Genomic DNA, 18150 nt, shown 5'->3' with positions numbered 1-18150 from the left:
AGCGGCCGCTCCGGGAGGTTGAGCCGCGATGACTCAAGGCTAGCGCGGCGCCGCATCCGGCGTCAAATGAACTTGCTATGAATCGGCTCAACTTTGCATCGGATGCGGCGGTCACAGATTGTGCGCCAGCGTCTGGATGCCGATGACAGCCAGCCCGAGCACGATCAACACCGCTAGGACGATGATCTGCGCCCACCATGACAGCCGCGACCGACGCACCGCGAGCCATCCGATGACGGCCAACGTCAGCAGGTAGATGATGGTCGCCGCCGTGAGCGCCGGATCGTCGGCGAAGACCCCGAGCACCGCCAGCAGCAGGACGATCGCGGGCGCGACGACGGTGCCGAGGCCGCCGGCTGCGATGCGCAGCATCAGCAGGAGCTCGCCGCGCCCGGGCAGGGAGCGGTGCACGGCGAGGTGGGCGATGACATCCGACACCAGGCCGGCCGAGACGATACCCCCCACCCCCAGGAGCAGGGCGGTGAGGCCGTGGGAGGCGTGCGGATGCTCCGCCACGGCGACGACCAGGACGATGGCGAGCCCGGTGAAGGTGGCGTAGACCCGCTCCTTGAAGTACTTCGCGAACGCGACATCGTCGCCGTCGAAGTCGGGGTCGTGGGTGCGCCGGTTCTCCCGCATGCGGCGAAGCCTATCCACCGGGCCGCGCCGGTGGATCGACGCGCCCTGGCACCGGCGCCGTCGGGCGGCGCTAGCCTGAGCAGCGTGACGACGACGTCGCAGCCGTCCGGAACCGCACCGGCCGTTCATCGAAGGGGCCCATCGTGGCAGACATGAACTCACCCGATGCCCCCGCAGCCGTCGAGCCGGCGCCCGGCAGCACCCGCCGGGGCGCGGTCTTCGCCTGGGGGCTGTGGGACTGGGGGTCGGCGGCGTTCAACGCGGTCGTCACGACCTTCGTCTTCACCGTCTACCTCACCAGCGACAGCTTCGGCCCGGCGGGCGAGGTGGAGGCGCAGCTGGGCTGGGCGCTGGCGGCGGCCGGGCTCCTCATCGCCCTCCTCGCCCCGGTGACCGGGCAGCGCTCGGACACCTCCGGGCGGCGGAAGCTGTGGCTCGCCGTCAACACCTACATCGTCGTGGCCCTCACCGCCGCCATGGTCTTCGTCGTGCCGGACCCGTCGTTCCTGTGGCTCGGGCTCTTCCTCGTCGCCGCCGGCAACGTCTTCTTCGAGTTCGCCGGCGTGAACTACAACGCCATGCTGTCGCAGGTCTCCACGCCGCGATCGATCGGCCGGGTGAGCGGCTTCGGATGGGGCATGGGATATGTCGGCGGCATCGTGCTGCTGCTGATCGTCTACTTCGGCTTCATCCAAGGGCTGTTCGGAGTCCCCGAAGAAGACGGATGGCCGGTCCGCATCGCCATGCTCGTCTCCGCCGCCTGGTTCGGGGTGTTCGCCCTTCCGGTGCTCTTCGCCGTCCCCGAGTACCGCGGCGCCGGCTTCCGCCGCGAGCGCGTGGGATTCCTCGCCTCCTACGGACGGCTCGCCCGCGACATCGCGCGCCTGTGGCGCGAGTCCCGGCACACCGTCTGGTTCCTGCTCGCGAGCGCGGTGTTCCGGGACGGGCTGGCCGGCGTCTTCACGTTCGGCGGTGTGCTGGCCGCATCCGTCTTCGGGTTCTCCGCGGGCGAGGTGATCATCTTCGCCGTCGCCGCCAACGTCGTGGCGGGGGTCTCGACGATCGCGGTCGGGGCGCTCGACGATCGGCTCGGCGCCAAGCCGGTCATCGTGACCGCACTCGTCGGTCTGGTGGTGTCGGGGATGCTGGTGTTCCTCCTGCACGACGGCGGGCAGATCGTCTTCTGGACCGCGGGTCTGGCCCTCTGCCTGTTCGTCGGACCCGCCCAGTCGGCCTCGCGCACCTTCCTCGCGCGCATCATCCCGGCGGGGCGGGAGGGCGAGGTCTTCGGGCTCTACGCCACGACGGGCCGCGCCGTGTCGTTCCTCGCGCCGACGATGTTCGCGGTGTTCGTGACGGTGTTCGGCGCCCCCTACTTCGGCATCCTCGGCATCGTGCTGGTCATCGCCGTCGGGCTCGTGCTGCTCCTCCCCGTGCGGGCAAAGCAGGAGCGGCTGCGGTAGCCGCCGCTTCGCCGAGAGTGCATCGTGTCGGCGAAGCGGCACCGGATCTCGTGCACTCTCGCCGAGGCGATGCACTCTCGCGGCCGCGGCGACGGGGTCACGCGCGGGGCCACGCCGCGGCGAGCTTCGCGAGCAGACGGGCGAGCTCGGCGCGTTCCGCGTCGCTGAAGCCCTCGAGCGCCTGACGGACGGCGTCGCGCCGCTCGCCGCGGAACCCGCGCACGAGGGCGGTGCCGGCGTCCGTCGGCGCGACACGCGTGCGGCGGGCGTCGTCGGGATCGGGCTCGCGCCGCGCCAGCCCGAGCTCGACGGCCTGCTGCACCAGCCGCGACGCACGCGGCTGGTCGACGCCGATCGCCTCGGCGGCCTCGCTCACGCTGAGCGGATGCGACGCCGCGACGAGCGCTTCGAGCAGCCGCAGCCGCGCGGGTCCGGCGAAGCGGCCCGGGGCGCCCGCCCAGGGCGGCGGCCCTCCGTGCGGAGGGAACGGCCCGCGGCCTCCGTGGCCTCCCCCCGCGGCCCCGTGCGGTCCCCAGCGACCACCATCCCAGGGCGGACGCTGCCGGGGGCCGCGCAGTCGAGCCAGCGCGGCGGCGATGTCGTCGGCGGGGTCTGCGGTCATGGCCCCAATTTACATGCCACTTGACAAGTATCCGCGATGCATGTCACTCTACATGGAGTTGGTTGTCATCTGACATGTAATGCGCGGCCATCGGGTCGCGCTGACGAAAGGATTTGCCATGAACACCTCCGACACCACCTCCACACCGCCCCTCGGCTTCTGGCTCCGCGCGGTCGACGCGTTGATCGACCGCGCATTCGCCGAGGCCCTCGCCGCCGAAGACGTCTCCCGACGCGACTGGATGCTCCTCACCGTGATCGCCGGCGACATCGATGCTCCCTGGCTGGCCGCGCGACTCGCGCAGCGCCGGGGCCGCGTCCGTCGCCTCATCGACCGCGGCTGGGTCGCCGAATCCAGCGACGGGCTTTCGCTGACCGACGAGGGGCGCGCCGCCCAGGAGCGCCTCGGTTCGATCGTCGAGACCGTCCGCGCGCGGGTGAGCGGCGCCGTCTCCCCCGAGGACTTCGCCACGACCCTCGCCTCCCTCGAAGCGATCGCGCGCGAGCTCGGCTGGGACGAGAACTCGCCGCTCGACCGCGGACGCGGAAAGCACCGTCGCTTCGGATTCGGTCCGGGGCCGCGGGGCTTCGGATTCGGCCCCGCGTCGCGCGGCTTCGGCCGACACGGCCACGGCTTCGACGGCGGGTTCGGCCCCCACGCCGGATTCGGGCGCGGCTTCGCGCCTCACGCGGGCTTCGGCCCTGGCGCGTGGCCGGGCGGCGCCGCACGCGACGCCTCCGACGACACCGCTTTCGAGCGCGGCTTCACCGCCGGGTTCGCGCAGGGCCGCGCGGCCGGCGCACCCGGCGACGCGAGCTGAGCCCGCCCGTCGGCACGTCCCCAGCCGGCGGACCGGCGTCAGTCGCCCGGTCCGTCGGCGAGCCGCCGCACGAGGGCCGCGATCTCGTACCGGGCCCGCCCCTTCGGGCTCCGCGGGTCCCAGCCGAGCTCCCGCACGAGCGCTTCGTAGCGCGCCTGCACTGTCGAGTGATGCATGCCGAGGGCGGATGCGGCGCCACGCAGGCTATCGGATTCCACGACCGCGTGAAGCACCTCGCAAGCGCGCTCGTCGAGCGCGGAGAGCACCGCCGCATCCGGGTGCGACGTCGCCTGGAGGGCCTGCGCCGCCGCCAACAGCACCCCGTAGTCGGATGCGTCGACGACCGCCTCCTCCGCGCGGCTGAGGCGCAGCGCCACCACCGCCGTGTCGAACGAACGTGGCGCGTCCTCCGCGGGCACGGGTACGCCGATCCCGGCGCGCGCGCCGGGCAGTGACGCGGCGATCCCCGACAGGAAGGCGGCACGCACCAGCCCGTGCGGTGTCGCGACGACCGTCGACGGCGGAGCGAGGGCATCGGCCGCGGGCACCGCGAGCACGCGCACCGTGGCGCCAGGCTCGACGCGCAGGCGGGCCAGCGCGACACGGCGCTCGTCCCCCGACCGTGCGGCGTCGATCGCCACGTGGAGCGCGCTCTCCGGGGTGGATCCACGCCGCTCCTGCGCGAGCGACACGGCGAGCGCGAGCCGCTCCAGCACCATCGCATCGTTCGCGTGCGCCGTGCCGGAGCGCTCGATCCACACCGTCCCGTCGGGCGTGGGGCGCGACGGCCAGTCGCGGCCGCCTCCCGCGCCGTCCACGCGCTCACCCTCGGGATTCACTCGCAGCCTGCGTCCCGCGGTGTCCGCACCGGCGACCGTCCCCGACAGCACCGCCGCGCCGCGGAGCAGAGCCTCTATGCCGACTCCGCCCGAGACGAGCGCGTCGAAATACGACACCACTTTGAGGGATTCGCTGGCTTCGGGATCCAGCGCGGTCAACCGGCCGACGAGTTCCTGCATGTCCGCTCCATCGCGTCTGGCAGCAACGATAGCCCCGCAGCGGGGCGGATGCTCCGCTTCAGGCGCCGAGGACGCGATCCACCCACGCGTTGCGCGCCGACGTTGCGGCCTGAGCCAGGGCGGTGTGCGGCGCCATGATGTCGAACCCGTGGAATCCGCCCGGCCACACGTGCAGTTCTGCCTGCACGCCGGCGTGCCACAGCGCCGTGGCATACGCGACGTCCTCATCGCGGAAGACCTCGGCGCTGCCGCATTCGACGAACGCCGGCGGCAGTCCGGAGAGGTCGGTCGCCCGCGCCGGAGCGGCGTAGATCGACACGTCTTCGGTGCCGCGACGCTCACCCAGGAGCGCCGTCCACCCGGTGATGTTCGAGGTGCGATCCCACACGCCGACGCCCTGGATCTGAAGCGTCGACACCGAGCTGTCGCGGTCGTCCAGCATGGGGTAGATGAGGACCTGACCGGCCAGCTCCGGGCCGCGGCGGTCGCGGGCGAGAAGAGCGGTGCCGGCAGCGAGCCCACCCCCCGCGCTCGCGCCCCCGATCAGCAGCCGGTCGGGATCGATCCCCAGGTCGTCGGCATGCTCGGCGGTCCACAGGAGCCCCGCGTAGCAGTCCTCCACCGGGTAGGGATCGGGGAACTCCGGCGCGAGCCGGTACTCCACTGTCACCACCACGGCATCGAACTCCACGATCCAGGGCAGGAACTGCACGAGCCCCAGGAAGCGGTCTCCCATGACCATGCCGCCGCCGTGGGTGTGATAGATCCCCGGGCCGGGACCCGTGCGCCCCGTGCGCCTCAGCACCGAGACCGTGATGCTTTCGCCTTCGTATCCCGGGATCGTCTGGTCATCCCGCTCCACGCCGACCTCGGCCAGCAGGTCGTCGAGCGGCTGCAGTGCCGTGTCCGCGCGCAGCACGTCGATCATCTCGGGCGTGATGGTGGGCGGCAGCTGGTCGGCCAGAGTCACCAGCACGGCCTCCAGCTCCGGGTCGAAGGGCGGGCGGGCGGGCGAGGTAGAGCTGGCCATGAGAGAACTCCTTCGTTCGGCAATTCCCCTCAGCATCCGCCGTCGTTCGCGCCGCAGCATCCGCCGCGCGCGTCAGAATGCGGCGATCCCTCCCGCCACGTGGCGGATCGGCTCAGCGGCCGGCGGAGCCCGCGTCCGTGACGCCCACGTCGGTGCGGTGGAAGTTGAGGAACGACCGGGATGCGGTGGGACCACGCTGTCCCTGGTACCGGTTGCCGTAGGGGCCCGAGCCGTAGGGGTTCTCGGCGGGCGAGGACAGACGGAAGAAGCACAGCTGGCCGATCTTCATCCCCGGCCACAGCTTGATCGGCAGCGTCGCCACGTTCGACAGTTCGAGCGTCACGTGCCCGGTGAATCCGGGATCGATGAAGCCGGCCGTGGAGTGCGTCAGCAGGCCCAGCCGCCCGAGCGACGACTTGCCCTCGAGGCGCGCGGCGACGTCGTCGGGGAGGCGCACCTGCTCGTACGTCGACCCGAGCGCGAACTCGCCCGGGTGCAGGATGAACGGCTCGTCGGGGGCCACCTCGATGAGCCGGGTCAGCTCGGGCTGATCTTCGGCCGGATCGATGAACGGGTACTTGTGATTGTCGAAGAGGCGGAAGTACCGGTCGAGGCGCACATCGACGCTCGAGGGCTGCACCATGGCGGGGTCGGATGGCGCCAACCCGATGCGTCCGGACTCGAGCTCGGCGGTGATGTCGCGATCGGAGAGCAGCACGGCATCAGCCTAGGGGCACGGGCCAGACCGCGAGACTGCATCCGCGCCACGAGACAGCAGCCGCCGCCCGCAGTCTCGTGGCGCTCGTGCGGTCTCGGCGCCGAGGTGGAGTCTCGCGGCAGTGCGGCGAGGCCGGGATAGGATGCGGAGAACTTGTCCTCACCGTCGAGCTGGACCCTCCCTCGACGCTGTCGGAACGGTCGGTGTGAGCGTGGAGATCAGGCAGCTCGAGTACTTCTCGGCGATCGCACACGAGGGCAGCTTCGGGCGGGCCGCCCGCACCCTCCACGTGAGCCAGCCGGCACTGAGCAAGCAGGTGCGCGCGCTGGAGATCGAGCTCGGTGTCGAGCTGCTCATCCGAGGCGCAGACGGCGTCCGGGCCACAGAGGCGGGCAGGCGCCTGACCGAGATGTGCGATGTCGTCCTCGACTACCTGAGGAAGATCCCCGAAGCGGTCCGCGAAGCACCCGAACAGCTGACCGGCACGGTCACGGTGGGGATCTCGCCGGCGCTCGTTCCGCCGCTGGCCGATCACCTGCGCATGACGTTCGCCCGGCGGCATCCGGCCGTGCGACTCCAGATCATCGAGGCGCCGCCGCTGTTCCTGATGGAATGGCTCGACCTCGGGCGTCTGGACGTCGCTCTGTCCTCGCGCTGGCCTCCGCACGACGAGAGCCCGCGACTGGAGTTCACTGACATCGGAAGCGACACCGCGGTGCTCGTAGGCGCGCCGGAGCTGCTCCCGGACGACATCGGCGAGCGCATCCCCACCGAGCGCCTGCATTCGCTTCCGCTCGCCCTCAGCCCCGGCTACCGCAACCTCGTGCGCCGCGCCGATCTGGACGCGCAGCCGGAGGAGCTCGGCGTCGAGATCGACTCCCTCCACATGATCCGCTCGCTCGTGCTGCGGGCGGAGTACTGCTCCGTGCTGCCGGTGTCCTTCGTGCAGGAGGACATCGAGCGCGGCGCGCTGCGAGCGGTTCAGATCGACCCGCCGATTCGCCGCCACGTCGCGGCGGTCACGCGCGCGGGACGGCGACCCACCGCCGCCGTCGGCGTCGTGGTCAGCGTCGCCCGTGCGCGCCTGTCGGATCTCTCCGCCGAGGTTCCGTTCCTCGGCGGAGGGAGGGATGGTGCGACCCTCTCCGAGGGTTCAGCGACCGCCACCCAGGAAGGCGAGGGCGTTTCCCCGTAGCAGTGCGGCTGCGTCGGCGACGGCGGTCGCGACCGCCGCCCGTGCGACGTCCTGCATGCGCAACAGCTGCCCCGGCATGAAGGGAGCATCGCTGCCCAGGAGAAGCCGATCGCTGCCGAATCGATGCGCCAGCAGGGTCAGCTGCGGCAGATCCGCTGCGGTGGCGTCGGCGTCGATGCGGCGCACCAGCAGGTCCCAGTGCTCTGGCGCGCCGTGGTCGAGGTGCAGGTCTCGGAGGCGGGGGTAGGCGGCCGCGAACGTGCCGCCCCCGTTGGCCACGGCGACGCGCAGGGCGGGATGCGACTCCAGCACACCCCCGAAGACGAGCGCGCTCGTGGCGATCGCGCTGTCGGTGAGCATCCCCAGCCCGACGGCCATCCGCGGATCATCCCGCCGCAGCACGCCTCGACCGTGGGCGACGGGATGGACGAACACTGCCGCGTCCTGCGCCTGACACTGCTCCCACACCGGCGCGACCAGCGGATCGTCGAGATCGAGCCCGCCCAGGGTCGTCCCCACCGCCACGCCCCTCAGACCGATCGCACGACAGCGCGCCAGCTCGTCGGCGACGTCCTCCCGCGGAAGGCACCCCAGCCCGAGGAGGCGCCCTCCCGAATCGGCGCACGCGGCCGCGATCGATTCGTTCACCTCTCTCGCGTACGCGGGACCGGCCGCCCACGCGTGCTCCATGACGGCGGCCAGCGGGGAGATGACCTGCTGGGAGACCCCGGCCTCGTCGAGGGCGGCGAGGCGACGCGAGACGTCCCACAGCTCAGCCGGCACCGTCCGCGACGACGCGCGGTGACGGAGGTGCCCGATGCCGTGCTCGTCGATCAGGAGCCGCGGCCCGTCCTCGCGACCGCCGGGGGCGAGGAAGTGGGAGTGGACGTCGACGACAGGGCCGGCATCCGGATCGCTCACCAGACGATGTCTTCGTACGCGACCACGCGGGATGACATGCTGCCGAGCACGTCGACCGAGAGCGTGACGACATCGCCCGGGGCCAGCGGGGGGTGGGCGTCCCTTCCCCGGCGACCCCACAGCTCGGCGAGACATCCTCCCCCGGACGTCCCCGAACCGAGAACGTCGCCCGGGCGCACCTCGGTGCCACGGCTCGCGTGCGCGATCATCTCGGCGAAGGAGAAGTGCATCGAGTCGAGCCGGTCGGTGCCGATCACCTCGCCGTTGACCTGCGCGACCATCTCGAGGGCGAACCCCGAGCCGGAGCGATACGGCTCGAGCTCGTCGGGCGTGACGAGGGCCGGACCGAGTGACAGCGTGGTGTCCTTGCCCTTGGCAGTCCCCAGGCGCACGCTCATCTCGGCGAACTGGATGTCACGAGCCGACCAATCGTTGAGCAGACAGTAGCCCGCGATGTGTTGTTCGGCATCTTCGACGCGGATGTCACGGCCCCCTTTTCCGATGACCGCCGCCACTTCCAGCTCGAAGTCGAACAGCGAGCTACCCGGCGGCACGGGAACATCGTCGGCGGGACCGCGGACGGCATAGGGGTTGCTGAAGTAGAAGGCGGGCACCCTGTACCACTGCTCCGGGATCGTCGCGTCGGGGTCGGCCATCATCAGCGCGCCGGCGTAGTGACGCTCGAAGGTCATGAAATCGCGCACCGTCGGCGGGTCCGGGATCGGCGCCCGAAGCTGCACGCCCCCGAGGGGCCACACGTCGTGCGGCCTCTGCAAGGCCTCGCCGCCCGCCCGCTGCAGACGTTCGCCGTCGTCGCCGAGCAGCCCTCGAAGGGTCTCCCCAGGCGCGAGCGCATGGATGACCGCCCCGTCCACGACACCGACACGCTCCTGCACGCCGTCGGTGAATGTCACGAATCGCATCGCACTACCTTCCGGCGCCGGGCATGGGCGAGATACGCCCGTCGAACACCGACAGGTCCTCGGAGAGCACGCGGCTTCCGGCCTTCACCGGCTCGGAGTCCATGAGGACGAACAGCACGCGCACCGGCTCTTCTCCGCGTGCGACCCACTGGTGCATGGTGCCGCGCTGGACGACGAGGTCGCCCGGGCCGAGACTCTCCACCACCTCGCCGCTGTCCAGCACGAGGTCGAGCGTCCCGGCGAGCACCACGGCGATGTCCTGTGTCTCGGTGCGATGCATGCTCGGAACGTCGGACTCCCCTGGGATGAGCTCGCCCATCCGCACCAGCACCCGCGTCCCGCGGGGCCCCGGGACGCCGTCATCGAACAGCGCCTCATCGTTGCGGGGAGGAAATCGGCTCGTGCACCACGCGACGTTCGCCTCGTACCCCGGGCCTCGCGGCTCGGATGCGACGAGCGCATCGGAGCGCACGATCGCTCTGCCCTCTTCGTCGTGGCCGGTCACCACGCGCCGGAACTGAAACCCCATCCGTCGGTCCTTTCGCTGCTCAGTCGTCGAAGTCGATGAAGTCGTGTGGCCAGTCGACCCTGGACAGCAGGCGGTGGTGCGATTCCTCCGCCAGCCTGCGGACACGCGCGACGTCGACCCCGAGCATCCGCCCCTGCCACTTCGCGATGCGACCGCCGACGAACACGGTGTCGACCGAACCGATGTCGGCTGCCTGGACCACGGAGCACAGCACGTTGTTGCGCGGGAACAGCCGAAGACCGCTGGTGTCCAACAGGACGAGGTCAGCCTGTTTTCCGGGGGTGATGGACCCGGTGACTCCGCCCAGCCCGGCGTTGTCGGCACCCGCTTGGGTCGCGGAGGCGAGAATGTCGCGCAGCGATGCGGCACGCGGGCCGCCCCGATGCTCGTCCAACCGCTGGGTGAGGTACAGAGCGCGCATCTCAGAGAACATGTCGATGCCGTAGGTCATCGGGTTGTCGTTGCTGATCCCGGGTCGAAGGCCTTGCTGCGCCCACTCGGTGTACGGGATCCGGCCGTAGCGGAACTGCGTCTCGATGCGAGGGCACACGTTGACCTGCGCGCCGCGGTCGATCAGCACCTGCCGCTGGTCGGCGGAGAGGAGGTTGGCGTGATTGATCGCTTCGCGGCCGTCGAGCCATCCGTCGGCGTACAGCTTCGGGAGGTCCTGCCGCTCGATACCGCTGTCGAACGAGATCCACAGATCGAGGTCGCGACGCACAGGTATCAGGTCGGCGAGATCATCGAAGCCCACCGCATAGAGCCGCAGCGTGCACAGCTGGTCGTCGCTGGAGAAGTGCTCGGCACGGATGCGGTGGACGTCGCCCGGGAACTGCTCGTCCCACGTCCCGGATCTCGGTGCCCCCACCGCGTGCACGCCCCGAACGCCGGAGTCCTTGAGCGCACGGATACTCGCATCCGAGTGCTCGGGAGAGCGCGCGTTGTGCATGTTGTCCACGACCGTCGTGATGCCGCCCTCGAGCGCGTTGAGCAGCGTGAGGAGCGTGCCGGCGTAGATGTCGTCCGGTTCCATGGCGGGGGCCAGCATCCGGTGGGCGACGTTCATGTAGCTACGGCTCGACGAGGGCGCGCCGCTGATCGGATCGGCCGTGGTCTGCGGCACGTTCTCGGGGATGAGCCGACCGAACGCGCCTTCCCAGCAGTGGATGTGCGGGTCGGCGAAACCCGGCATCACGATGCGGTCCGTCGCATCGATCGTGACGGCTTCCGGAGCGTCGATCGAGGGCCCGACCTGTGCGATGCGGCCGCCCTTGACCAGGACGTCGCCGACGGCGAAGTCTCCCACCGCCGGGTCCATGGACAGGATGCTGCCGCCCTTGAGGAGGATCGTCTCATCCCGGCCGACCTGTTGCTGCGCGGCATGCCGCTGTATCAGCGCGTCGAGTGCTGCCGCGCCGGCGTCTGCGCCCGCTTGGTGTGTCATTGCTCTGTTCCTGACCGCCCGCGGCTTCGTCGTCCGCCGACTGAGGCATCGAGTTGGGATGCTACAGACGCCGGGGGCGCATCCGCGCGGGGATGCCCATAGCGATCGGCGATGCCGCACATCGCCAGGAGGAATCCGCTCTCGCATGCCGTTGCGGCATGGGCGGGATTCGCAACCGGTATTGGCCCGGGCACGCGTGCGGGTCCCACACTGAGTGCAGCCCGGCGCCAGGTCGAAGACGACAGAGGCGCGCCGGCAGTCATCATGATCAGCGAGGAGAAGCGATGAATCCTGCGACACGGAGCGAGACCAAGAATCGACGTCTGGCGTCGCTCGGGGCGACGCTCGAGTACTACGACTTCGTGGCGTACACATTCGTCGCCGCAGCCATCAGCCAGGCGTTCTTCCCCGCGGACATCCCGGAGACTCTTCGGCTGGTCCAGACGTTCGCGATCTACTCGGTCGGCTTCGTCGCCAGGCCGCTCGCCGGCATCTTCATGTCCCGCCTGTCGGACCGGATCGGACGCCGCAAGATCTTCCTGTTCACACTGGCTCTCATGTCGCTCGCGACGTTCGGAATCGGAGTCCTCCCGACGTATGAGACCGTCGGATGGCTCGCTCCGGCACTGCTGTTGCTCATGCGACTCCTCCAAGGATGCGCGGTCGGCGGAGAGCTCCCGACTGCCGCGGTGTTCGTCTCGGAGTTCGCCGGCCCCCGACGGGTCGGGTTCTCGGGTGCCTACCTCCAGGCGTGGTCTTACGGCGGGTTCCTCCTGGGCGCCGCTGTCGCGCTGCTCGCGAGCTTCCTGGCCACTCACGTCTTTCCGGGGATCCCGTCGTTGGATTGGCGTCTGCCGTTCCTCCTGGGCGGCGTGCTCGGATTGATCGCGCTTTACCTGCGTCGTCGCCTGGACGAGACGCCCGGCTTCGAGAAGCTCGAGAAGTCCGACGCCCCGGAGGTCGTCCGCGGACGTCAGGGCTCCATCAAGGTGGTGCTCCGCGAACATCCCGGCGCCGTGGCGTTCGGCTTCCTCCTGCTCGCCGCCCTTTCGATCATCAACGTGATCTTCTTCCAGTACTGGCCGACGTACCTGCAGGTGAACCTCGGTCACTCGGCCGGCGTGGCGCTGGGAAGCAGTCTCCTGGCGATCGCCGGCGCGATGATCGCCCTGCCGCTGTGGGGCAAGTTCTCCGACCGCTTCGGATGGCGCAGCCTCTTCGCCGTCGGCGGAGTGGTCGCCACGGTCACTTCCGTCGTCCTCTTCCTCACCCTCCCCCTCATCCCCGCCGACTCCCCGCTTCTGCTCGTCGCATCGGTGCCGGCGGCGGTCGGGGTCGCCTCGTTCGTCGCGGTCGTCCCCGGACTCCTCTCATCGCTGTTTCCCACCGCGGTGAGACAGATCGGGTACTCGATCCCCTACAACGTCGGCGTGGCGATCTTCGGAGGCGTTCTGCCGCTGAGCCTCGCCCCGCTCATCGCCGTGGGCGGTACCAGCGCACCGCTTCTGATCGTGCTCGCGGCGTGCGCCATCTCGTTCCTCTCGGCGTTCATCGTGACGCGCGTGCGTCTCTACCTGGGCGCGGGGGCGTCGGTCCGCGGGGACGCCGTGGACCCCGAGCCCGCGCGTCCGGTGGCGTGAGCAGGAGAACGACCATGACGATGAGCGCCATCCGCCACCCTGGGGCGGGCCCGGAGCCGGTCGCCGCTCCCGCGCCGTGGCTGCGGATTCCGGAGGTCGTCGCGGACGTGGAAGCCCTCCGCACCCGGTTCTCCGATCCGCAGCTGAGCATCGCGGAGATCCTCTGCGACGCGCATCCCGCGGACGCCACGGCATTCGTGTGTGTCGACGAAGACTTCACCGTCGAGCGGCTCACCTTCGGGGAGCTGAGCGAGCAGTCCCGTCGGCTTGCCTCCGCATTGCGCGCTCAGGGCGTGGGAGAGGGGGACCGGGTCGGCGTGCTCATGGCAAAGAGCCGGCAGCTTCCCGTCGTCCTCGTCGCGCTCTGGCGCCTGGGGGCCGTGCATGTCCCGCTCTTCACCGCCTTCGCCGGTCCCGCCATCGCACAGCGCCTCACTGGCGCGTCCGCGGCGCTGGTCATCGCCGATCCCGACCAGCTCGACAAACTGGACGGCATCGAGACGGAAGTGATCGTCGCCGGACAGCGGCTCGACACCTTGATGAGAGAGCACCCGCTTCTCCCCTCCAGCGCACGTGTGGGTTCGGAGGGTCTGTTCATCCAGCTGTACACCTCTGGCACCACGGGCACGCCGAAGGGCGTCGGAGTGCCCGGCTTCGCGGTCGGAGCCTTCCTCTCATACGTGAGATACGGGCTCGACCTGCGCGGGGACGACGTGTACTGGAACGCCGCCGATCCTGGCTGGGCGTACGGACTCTACTACGGCATCGTCGCCCCGTTGGCACTCGGCGTCCCGAACGTCCTGCTCGCAGGTGGATTCTCCGCCGCCCGCACGGCGCGCGCCATCGACGAACTCGGGGTCACGAACTTCACGGCCTCGCCGACCGCATACCGAGCGATGAAGAAGGAGGGCGTGACGCTCCGCCGTCCTCTTCGCGTCGCTTCCTCCGCGGGGGAACCGCTCACTCCGGATGTGGTGGCCTGGGCACCGCGCGCCCTCGGCATCGAGGTGCGCGATCAGTGGGGACAAACCGAGCAGGGCATGGGGATCGTGAACGCGTGGAATCCCGCGCTTCGTCGCGACGTGCGCCCGGGATCGATGGGACAGGCTCTGCCCGGCTTCACGGGCGGGACTGCGGGAGACGCGATCGTGCTCTCGGTTCGCGAGAGTCCGCTGATGTGGTTCCGCGGGTACGTGGACGGGCCGACGCAGACGCGGGAGCGGTTCACGCCCGACGCGGGCTGGTACCTCACTGGCGACGTCGGGCGCAGTGAGGGCAGCGACTTCTTCTTCGCCTCGCGCGACGACGATGTCATCCTCGCGGCCGGGTACCGCATCGCTCCCTTCGATATCGAGAGCGTCCTCACCTCCCAGCCGGGAGTGGTGGAGGCCGCCACCGTGGGCCGGCCGGACGAGGTCCGTGGCGAAGTGGTGGAAGCGTTCGTGGTCGTCGACGACACCGTCCCCCGCGATGAGCTCACAGAGCGATTGCAGCGCGCGGTGCGCACGCAGTACGGGGCGCACGCCTATCCGCGCCGCGTGCACGTCGTGGACGCGCTGCCCAAGACCCCGAGCGGGAAGGTGCAGCGGTTCGTGCTCCGCAGTCTGACCGAGGAGGAGCTGGCCGCAATGGCGGCAGGATGACGCCGGAGCGTCCGGCATCGAGCGACAACGAGGAGGCAGCATGCGTGTATTCGTCACCGGCGGCACGGGATGGGTGGGAAGCGGAGCCGTGACCGGCCTGCTGGAAGCCGGCTACGAGGTGCTCGCGCTGGCGCGATCGGGCTCGAGCGCTGCCGCCCTCGCCGAGAAGGGCACGGACGTCCTCCACGGGTCGCTCGACGATCTCGATCTGCTCGCTGACGCCGCAGCGCGCTCGGAGGCCGTGATCCACCTCGCGTTCGATCACGACTTCGCGCATTTCGCCGACAGCGCCGAGCAGGAGGGCAGGGCCATCGAAGCGATGGGCGGGGCGCTCATCGGCACCGGCAAGCCCCTGCTCATCTCGAGCGGGCTGGCGTTGATCAAGCCGGGCGAGGTGGTGACGGAGGCCGACCTCCCTCCGAGGACGGGGACCGGCTTCGCGCGCAAGAACGATGTGGTCGCGGCGTCGCTCACCGACCGCGGTGTGCGCATCAGTTCGGTGCGCCTCGCCACGACGGTGCACGGGAGGGGAGATCGGATGTTCATGCGTCTTCTCGCCGATCTCGCGCTCGAGACCGGGGTCTCCGCTTACATCGGCGACGGTTCCAACCGCTGGCCGGCGGTGCACGTCTCGGATGCCGGCAGACTGTACGCCCTCGCTCTGCGATCCGGCGCCTCGTCGCGGGCCTACACCGCCAGCGCGGAGGAGGCCATCGCCTTCCGCGACATCGCGACCGCGATCGGCCGGGCCCTCGATGTTCCCGTGCAGTCGCGCCCACGCGAGCACTTCGGCTGGCTCGCGGACTTCGCTGCGGCCGATGCGCCCGCCTCGAGCGCGCGCACCCGAGAGTGGACCGGATGGAGCCCCTCCGGTCCGTCGCTGCTGGAGGATCTGGCGACGCCCGGCTACTTCGACCGCTGAGCACGGCCCGACGGATAGGCGTCCGGGGCCTTCGGCGTCACGGGGAGCAGCATCGGGCCACCCCCGTCTCGGGGCACGCGACGGCGCTGTTATGCTGGCCGGGCGCCGAAAGGCCGCACGGGGCTGTAGTTCAATGGCAGAACTTCTGCTTCCCAAGCAGACAGCGCGGGTTCGATTCCCGTCAGCCCCTCTCTCCGCCCCTCGGGTGCGCCCCCGCCCGCCGAGCGCGCATCGTCTCACCGAGAGTGCACGAGATACGGTGCGGATTCGCCGAGGCGATGCACTCTCGACGAATGCGGATGCCGCAGCCCCAGCCGAGCGGCCCCAACCGAGCGACTCAGCCGAGCGGCTCGGCGAGCGGCTCGTCGGGTGAGGCACCGCGGGGAGGCCGCGCGGCCCGCACGGCGCCGATGCTCGCGAGGATGACGAGGGCGATCCCCAGGATCTCGAGCCACGCCAGGTGCTGCCCGAGCAGCAGGAAGCCGGCGAGGGACGCCGTGGCGGGGCCGAGGCTCATGAGGATGGCGAACGCCGCCGCCGGCAGTCGCCGCAGGGCGATGAGTTCTAAGGCGTACGGCACGGTCGACGACAGGATCGCCACCGCCGCACCGATCGCGAGCAGATCCGCGCGCAGCAGCGCGGCGCCCGCATCCGCGATGCCGAAGGGCAGCGACAGCACGGCGCCGAGGGCCATCGCGAGGGCCAGGCCGTCGAGGCGGGGGAACTCGCGACCCACGCGCGAGGACGCGAGGATGTAGCCCGCCCACGCGACAGCGGCGCCGAGAGCGAAGAGCACGCCGACGAGATCGAGCCGCTCCCATCCGCCGCCCCCGAGAGCGGCCACGCCCGCCAGCGCGAGGCCGGCCCACACCAGGGCGGATGCGCGCCGGCTCGCGACGATCGACAGCGTGAGGGGGCCCAGCACCTCGATCGTGACCGTGACCCCGAGAGGGAGCCTCTCGAGGGCGAGGTAGAACAGGCCGTTCATGAGGGCGAGGACGAGCCCGAACAGCCCCACCGACGTCCACGCCGCGCGCGAGTGTCCGCGTAGCCGCGGGCGGGCGATGAGCAGCAGGATCACCGCCGAGAACACCAGGCGCATCATGACCATGCCGAGCGGCCCGGTCTCCGGGAAGAGCATGACAGCGAGCGACGCGCCCACCTCCTGGCACGCCAGTCCTCCCAGGACGAGCAGGACGGCTGCGCTGGCTCCGCTTCGAGCCGGAGCGGCACTCACGCGGCGGGCGGGGCGCAGATCGCGTTGGCGAGGATCGCGTCGTGGTACTGCTGCGCCGTCCAGGGAAGCCCGGCGGCCGGGGCGGTCTGGCCGGATGCCGCGGGAGCCTTCGAGGCGATCGCCGCCAGCTCCCAGGCGAGCCACCCTCCGATCGCGGCGTTCGCGCCGGAGTTGTTGAGCACGACGGCGACGGTGAGGCCGGTCTCGGGGTCGGCGAACGCGGCCGTGATATAGCCGGGGATCGAGCCGAACTGGCCGATGAGTGATCCCGCCTGGTACGCGCCGCCGGCCGCCGTGAACCACGTCGGCTGATCGGGTGCGACCGGCAACGGCGACGAGAAGCGGTCGGCGGCATCCGGGGTGAGAGCCTGCGTGGCCAGCGCCTGCACGTACCTGCCGAGGTCGCGGATGTCGGTCACGGCGCCCGAGTCGGCGCCGCCCATGCTCGCCGACAGCGTGGTCATGTCCGGCGGCTCCGCGCAGTTCCAAACGCCGGCGGCATCCGCCGTCGACCAGTGCCCGTGCAGCGTGGGCCCGTCGGACGGCGGCGCCGCCTTGCGCGAGGGAAGCGAGGTCGCCTGGAGGTCGAGCGGCTGGGCGACGTGCTCGGAGATCAGCGCCGACATGCTCTCGCCGGTCGCGCGCTCGAGGGCTGCTCCCAGCAGAAGGTACCCGGCGTCGGAGTCGCGGAAGGCGGCGCCCGGCGTCGTGCGCTCCTGCGACATGCCGTAGCCGGCCAGCTCACGCGGGTCCCACTCCCGCGCCGGGTTGGTCAGGAACTGCGCCTGCAGATACGGCGCATACGAGCCCATGCCGGCGGTGCCGTCGCACAGCTGCTGCAGCGTCACCTCGTCGAGGTCGGGAAAGCCGTTCACCCATTCGGTGACCGCATCGTCGAGGTCGACCGTGCCCTCGGCGGCGACCTGGAAGAGCACGTCGCAGGTCATCGCGCGAGTGACATCCGCCGCGCGGAAGGCCATCTCGACGTCGACCGCTTCGCCGTCGGTCCCCTGCGTCCCCATTCCGGTGACCCAGCTGCCGCTCCACGGGACCCACACGCCGACGATCGCCCCCGAGGCCCCGGTGGCGCCCATGGCGCTGGTGACCGCGGCCTCGAGCTGCTGCAGCGTCTCGTCGGGCAGAGCGCCCTCGACCTGCGGCGGCAGATCGATCTCGACCGACTGCGGTGCGGAGCATCCGGTCAGTACCGCCAGCAGCGCCGCCACACCGGTGGCGGCGGCCACGAGGCCGCGACGACGATGGATCGGCATCCTCACCCCCCGGGGAATTCGAGCCGGCGCCGGATGACGCGCACATGAATTCAAACACACCCGCCGGAGCACCCCGGAAGGATTGCGCTCGTCGGGTTCTCTAGGCTGTGCCCC

17 protein-coding genes and 1 tRNA gene are annotated in these 18150 nt (G+C 70.8%); 7 read left to right on the top strand and 11 right to left on the bottom strand.

Annotated elements, in window-relative coordinates; translation table 11 throughout:
• Window positions 1-111: 111 nt before the first annotated feature.
• Window positions 112-639, bottom strand: coding sequence for a hypothetical protein (locus ACTU3I_RS02840; protein ID WP_442924096.1), 528 nt, complete (start codon window positions 637-639; stop codon window positions 112-114).
• Between the two features lie 152 nt (window positions 640-791).
• On the opposite strand from ACTU3I_RS02840, the gene ACTU3I_RS02835 reads away from it, so the two are divergent.
• Window positions 792-2102, top strand: a complete 1311-nt coding sequence (locus ACTU3I_RS02835; RefSeq protein ID WP_442924095.1) for an MFS transporter — start codon at window positions 792-794, stop codon at window positions 2100-2102.
• Between the two features lie 97 nt (window positions 2103-2199).
• Here ACTU3I_RS02835 and ACTU3I_RS02830 read toward each other — a convergent pair whose 3' ends face one another.
• Window positions 2200-2724 (bottom strand): MarR family winged helix-turn-helix transcriptional regulator, encoded by a 525-nt coding sequence (locus ACTU3I_RS02830; protein ID WP_442924094.1) that lies wholly within the window; start codon window positions 2722-2724, stop codon window positions 2200-2202.
• A gap of 118 nt (window positions 2725-2842) precedes the next feature.
• Here ACTU3I_RS02830 and ACTU3I_RS02825 point away from each other — a divergent pair, with 118 nt between their 5' ends.
• The gene (locus ACTU3I_RS02825) at window positions 2843-3544 is read left to right on the top strand and encodes a MarR family winged helix-turn-helix transcriptional regulator (protein WP_442924093.1); all 702 of its coding nucleotides are present in this window, start codon (window positions 2843-2845) and stop codon (window positions 3542-3544) included.
• Window positions 3545-3582: 38 nt separating this feature from the next.
• Here ACTU3I_RS02825 and ACTU3I_RS02820 read toward each other — a convergent pair whose 3' ends face one another.
• From ACTU3I_RS02820 to dcd, 3 genes are all read right to left on the bottom strand, one after another.
• Entirely contained in the window at window positions 3583-4563 is a 981-nt protein-coding gene (locus ACTU3I_RS02820) for a helix-turn-helix domain-containing protein (RefSeq protein ID WP_442924092.1), read from the bottom strand.
• A 58-nt stretch (window positions 4564-4621) separates the two neighbouring features.
• Window positions 4622-5593, bottom strand: a complete 972-nt coding sequence (locus ACTU3I_RS02815) for an alpha/beta hydrolase (protein WP_442924091.1) — start codon at window positions 5591-5593, stop codon at window positions 4622-4624.
• A 112-nt stretch (window positions 5594-5705) separates the two neighbouring features.
• Window positions 5706-6311: a dCTP deaminase gene (gene dcd / locus ACTU3I_RS02810; protein WP_442924090.1), complete on the bottom strand. Its 606-nt coding sequence runs from the start codon at window positions 6309-6311 to the stop codon at window positions 5706-5708.
• Window positions 6312-6522: 211 nt separating this feature from the next.
• Between dcd and ACTU3I_RS02805 the strand changes: the two genes are divergently transcribed.
• Window positions 6523-7506 carry a LysR family transcriptional regulator gene (locus ACTU3I_RS02805; protein ID WP_442924089.1) on the top strand — a complete coding sequence of 328 codons (984 nt, stop codon included), beginning with the start codon at window positions 6523-6525 and terminating at the stop codon, window positions 7504-7506.
• On the opposite strand, the gene ACTU3I_RS02800 is transcribed toward ACTU3I_RS02805, so the two are convergent.
• The 4 genes from ACTU3I_RS02800 to ACTU3I_RS02785 are packed head-to-tail and all read right to left on the bottom strand — an operon-like array spanning window position 7465 to window position 11323.
• Window positions 7465-8427, bottom strand: a complete 963-nt coding sequence (locus ACTU3I_RS02800) for an amidohydrolase family protein (protein WP_442924088.1) — start codon at window positions 8425-8427, stop codon at window positions 7465-7467. The two genes, ACTU3I_RS02805 and ACTU3I_RS02800, sit on opposite strands and share 42 nt — an antisense overlap.
• The gene (locus ACTU3I_RS02795) at window positions 8424-9350 is read right to left on the bottom strand and encodes a fumarylacetoacetate hydrolase family protein (RefSeq protein ID WP_442924087.1); all 927 of its coding nucleotides are present in this window, start codon (window positions 9348-9350) and stop codon (window positions 8424-8426) included. The genes ACTU3I_RS02800 and ACTU3I_RS02795 overlap by 4 nt, the downstream gene beginning before the upstream one ends.
• 4 nt (window positions 9351-9354) lie before the next feature.
• Window positions 9355-9879 (bottom strand): cupin domain-containing protein, encoded by a 525-nt coding sequence (locus ACTU3I_RS02790; protein ID WP_442924085.1) that lies wholly within the window; start codon window positions 9877-9879, stop codon window positions 9355-9357.
• A gap of 19 nt (window positions 9880-9898) precedes the next feature.
• Window positions 9899-11323 (bottom strand): amidohydrolase family protein, encoded by a 1425-nt coding sequence (locus tag ACTU3I_RS02785; RefSeq protein WP_442924084.1) that lies wholly within the window; start codon window positions 11321-11323, stop codon window positions 9899-9901.
• 284 nt (window positions 11324-11607) lie between these two features.
• Between ACTU3I_RS02785 and ACTU3I_RS02780 the strand changes: the two genes are divergently transcribed.
• The 4 genes from ACTU3I_RS02780 (at window position 11608) to ACTU3I_RS02765 (ending at window position 15718) form a co-directional block, all read left to right on the top strand.
• On the top strand, window positions 11608-12963 hold the full coding sequence (locus ACTU3I_RS02780; protein ID WP_442924083.1) for an MFS transporter: 1356 nt from the start codon (window positions 11608-11610) through the stop codon (window positions 12961-12963).
• A gap of 20 nt (window positions 12964-12983) precedes the next feature.
• Complete coding sequence (locus ACTU3I_RS02775) at window positions 12984-14606, top strand: AMP-binding protein (RefSeq protein WP_442924081.1); 1623 nt, start codon at window positions 12984-12986, stop codon at window positions 14604-14606.
• Window positions 14607-14646: 40 nt separating this feature from the next.
• Window positions 14647-15528, top strand: a complete 882-nt coding sequence (locus ACTU3I_RS02770) for an NAD-dependent epimerase/dehydratase family protein (protein WP_442924080.1) — start codon at window positions 14647-14649, stop codon at window positions 15526-15528.
• A 119-nt stretch (window positions 15529-15647) separates the two neighbouring features.
• Window positions 15648-15718 (top strand) — tRNA-Gly (locus ACTU3I_RS02765).
• 147 nt (window positions 15719-15865) lie between these two features.
• Here ACTU3I_RS02765 and ACTU3I_RS02760 read toward each other — a convergent pair.
• Both ACTU3I_RS02760 and ACTU3I_RS02755 read right to left on the bottom strand, forming a co-directional pair.
• The gene (locus ACTU3I_RS02760) at window positions 15866-16765 is read right to left on the bottom strand and encodes an EamA family transporter (RefSeq protein WP_442924079.1); all 900 of its coding nucleotides are present in this window, start codon (window positions 16763-16765) and stop codon (window positions 15866-15868) included.
• Complete coding sequence (locus tag ACTU3I_RS02755) at window positions 16762-18036, bottom strand: serine hydrolase domain-containing protein (RefSeq protein WP_442924078.1); 1275 nt, start codon at window positions 18034-18036, stop codon at window positions 16762-16764. The genes ACTU3I_RS02760 and ACTU3I_RS02755 overlap by 4 nt, the downstream gene beginning before the upstream one ends.
• Window positions 18037-18150: the final 114 nt, after the last annotated feature.

It is taken from the genome of Microbacterium sp. RD1 (genome assembly GCF_052220165.1).
In the GTDB taxonomy this organism is placed as follows: domain Bacteria; phylum Actinomycetota; class Actinomycetes; order Actinomycetales; family Microbacteriaceae; genus Microbacterium.
The sequence above is the reverse complement of the archived record's forward strand: the minus strand, read 5'-3'. Positions and strand labels throughout refer to the sequence as shown.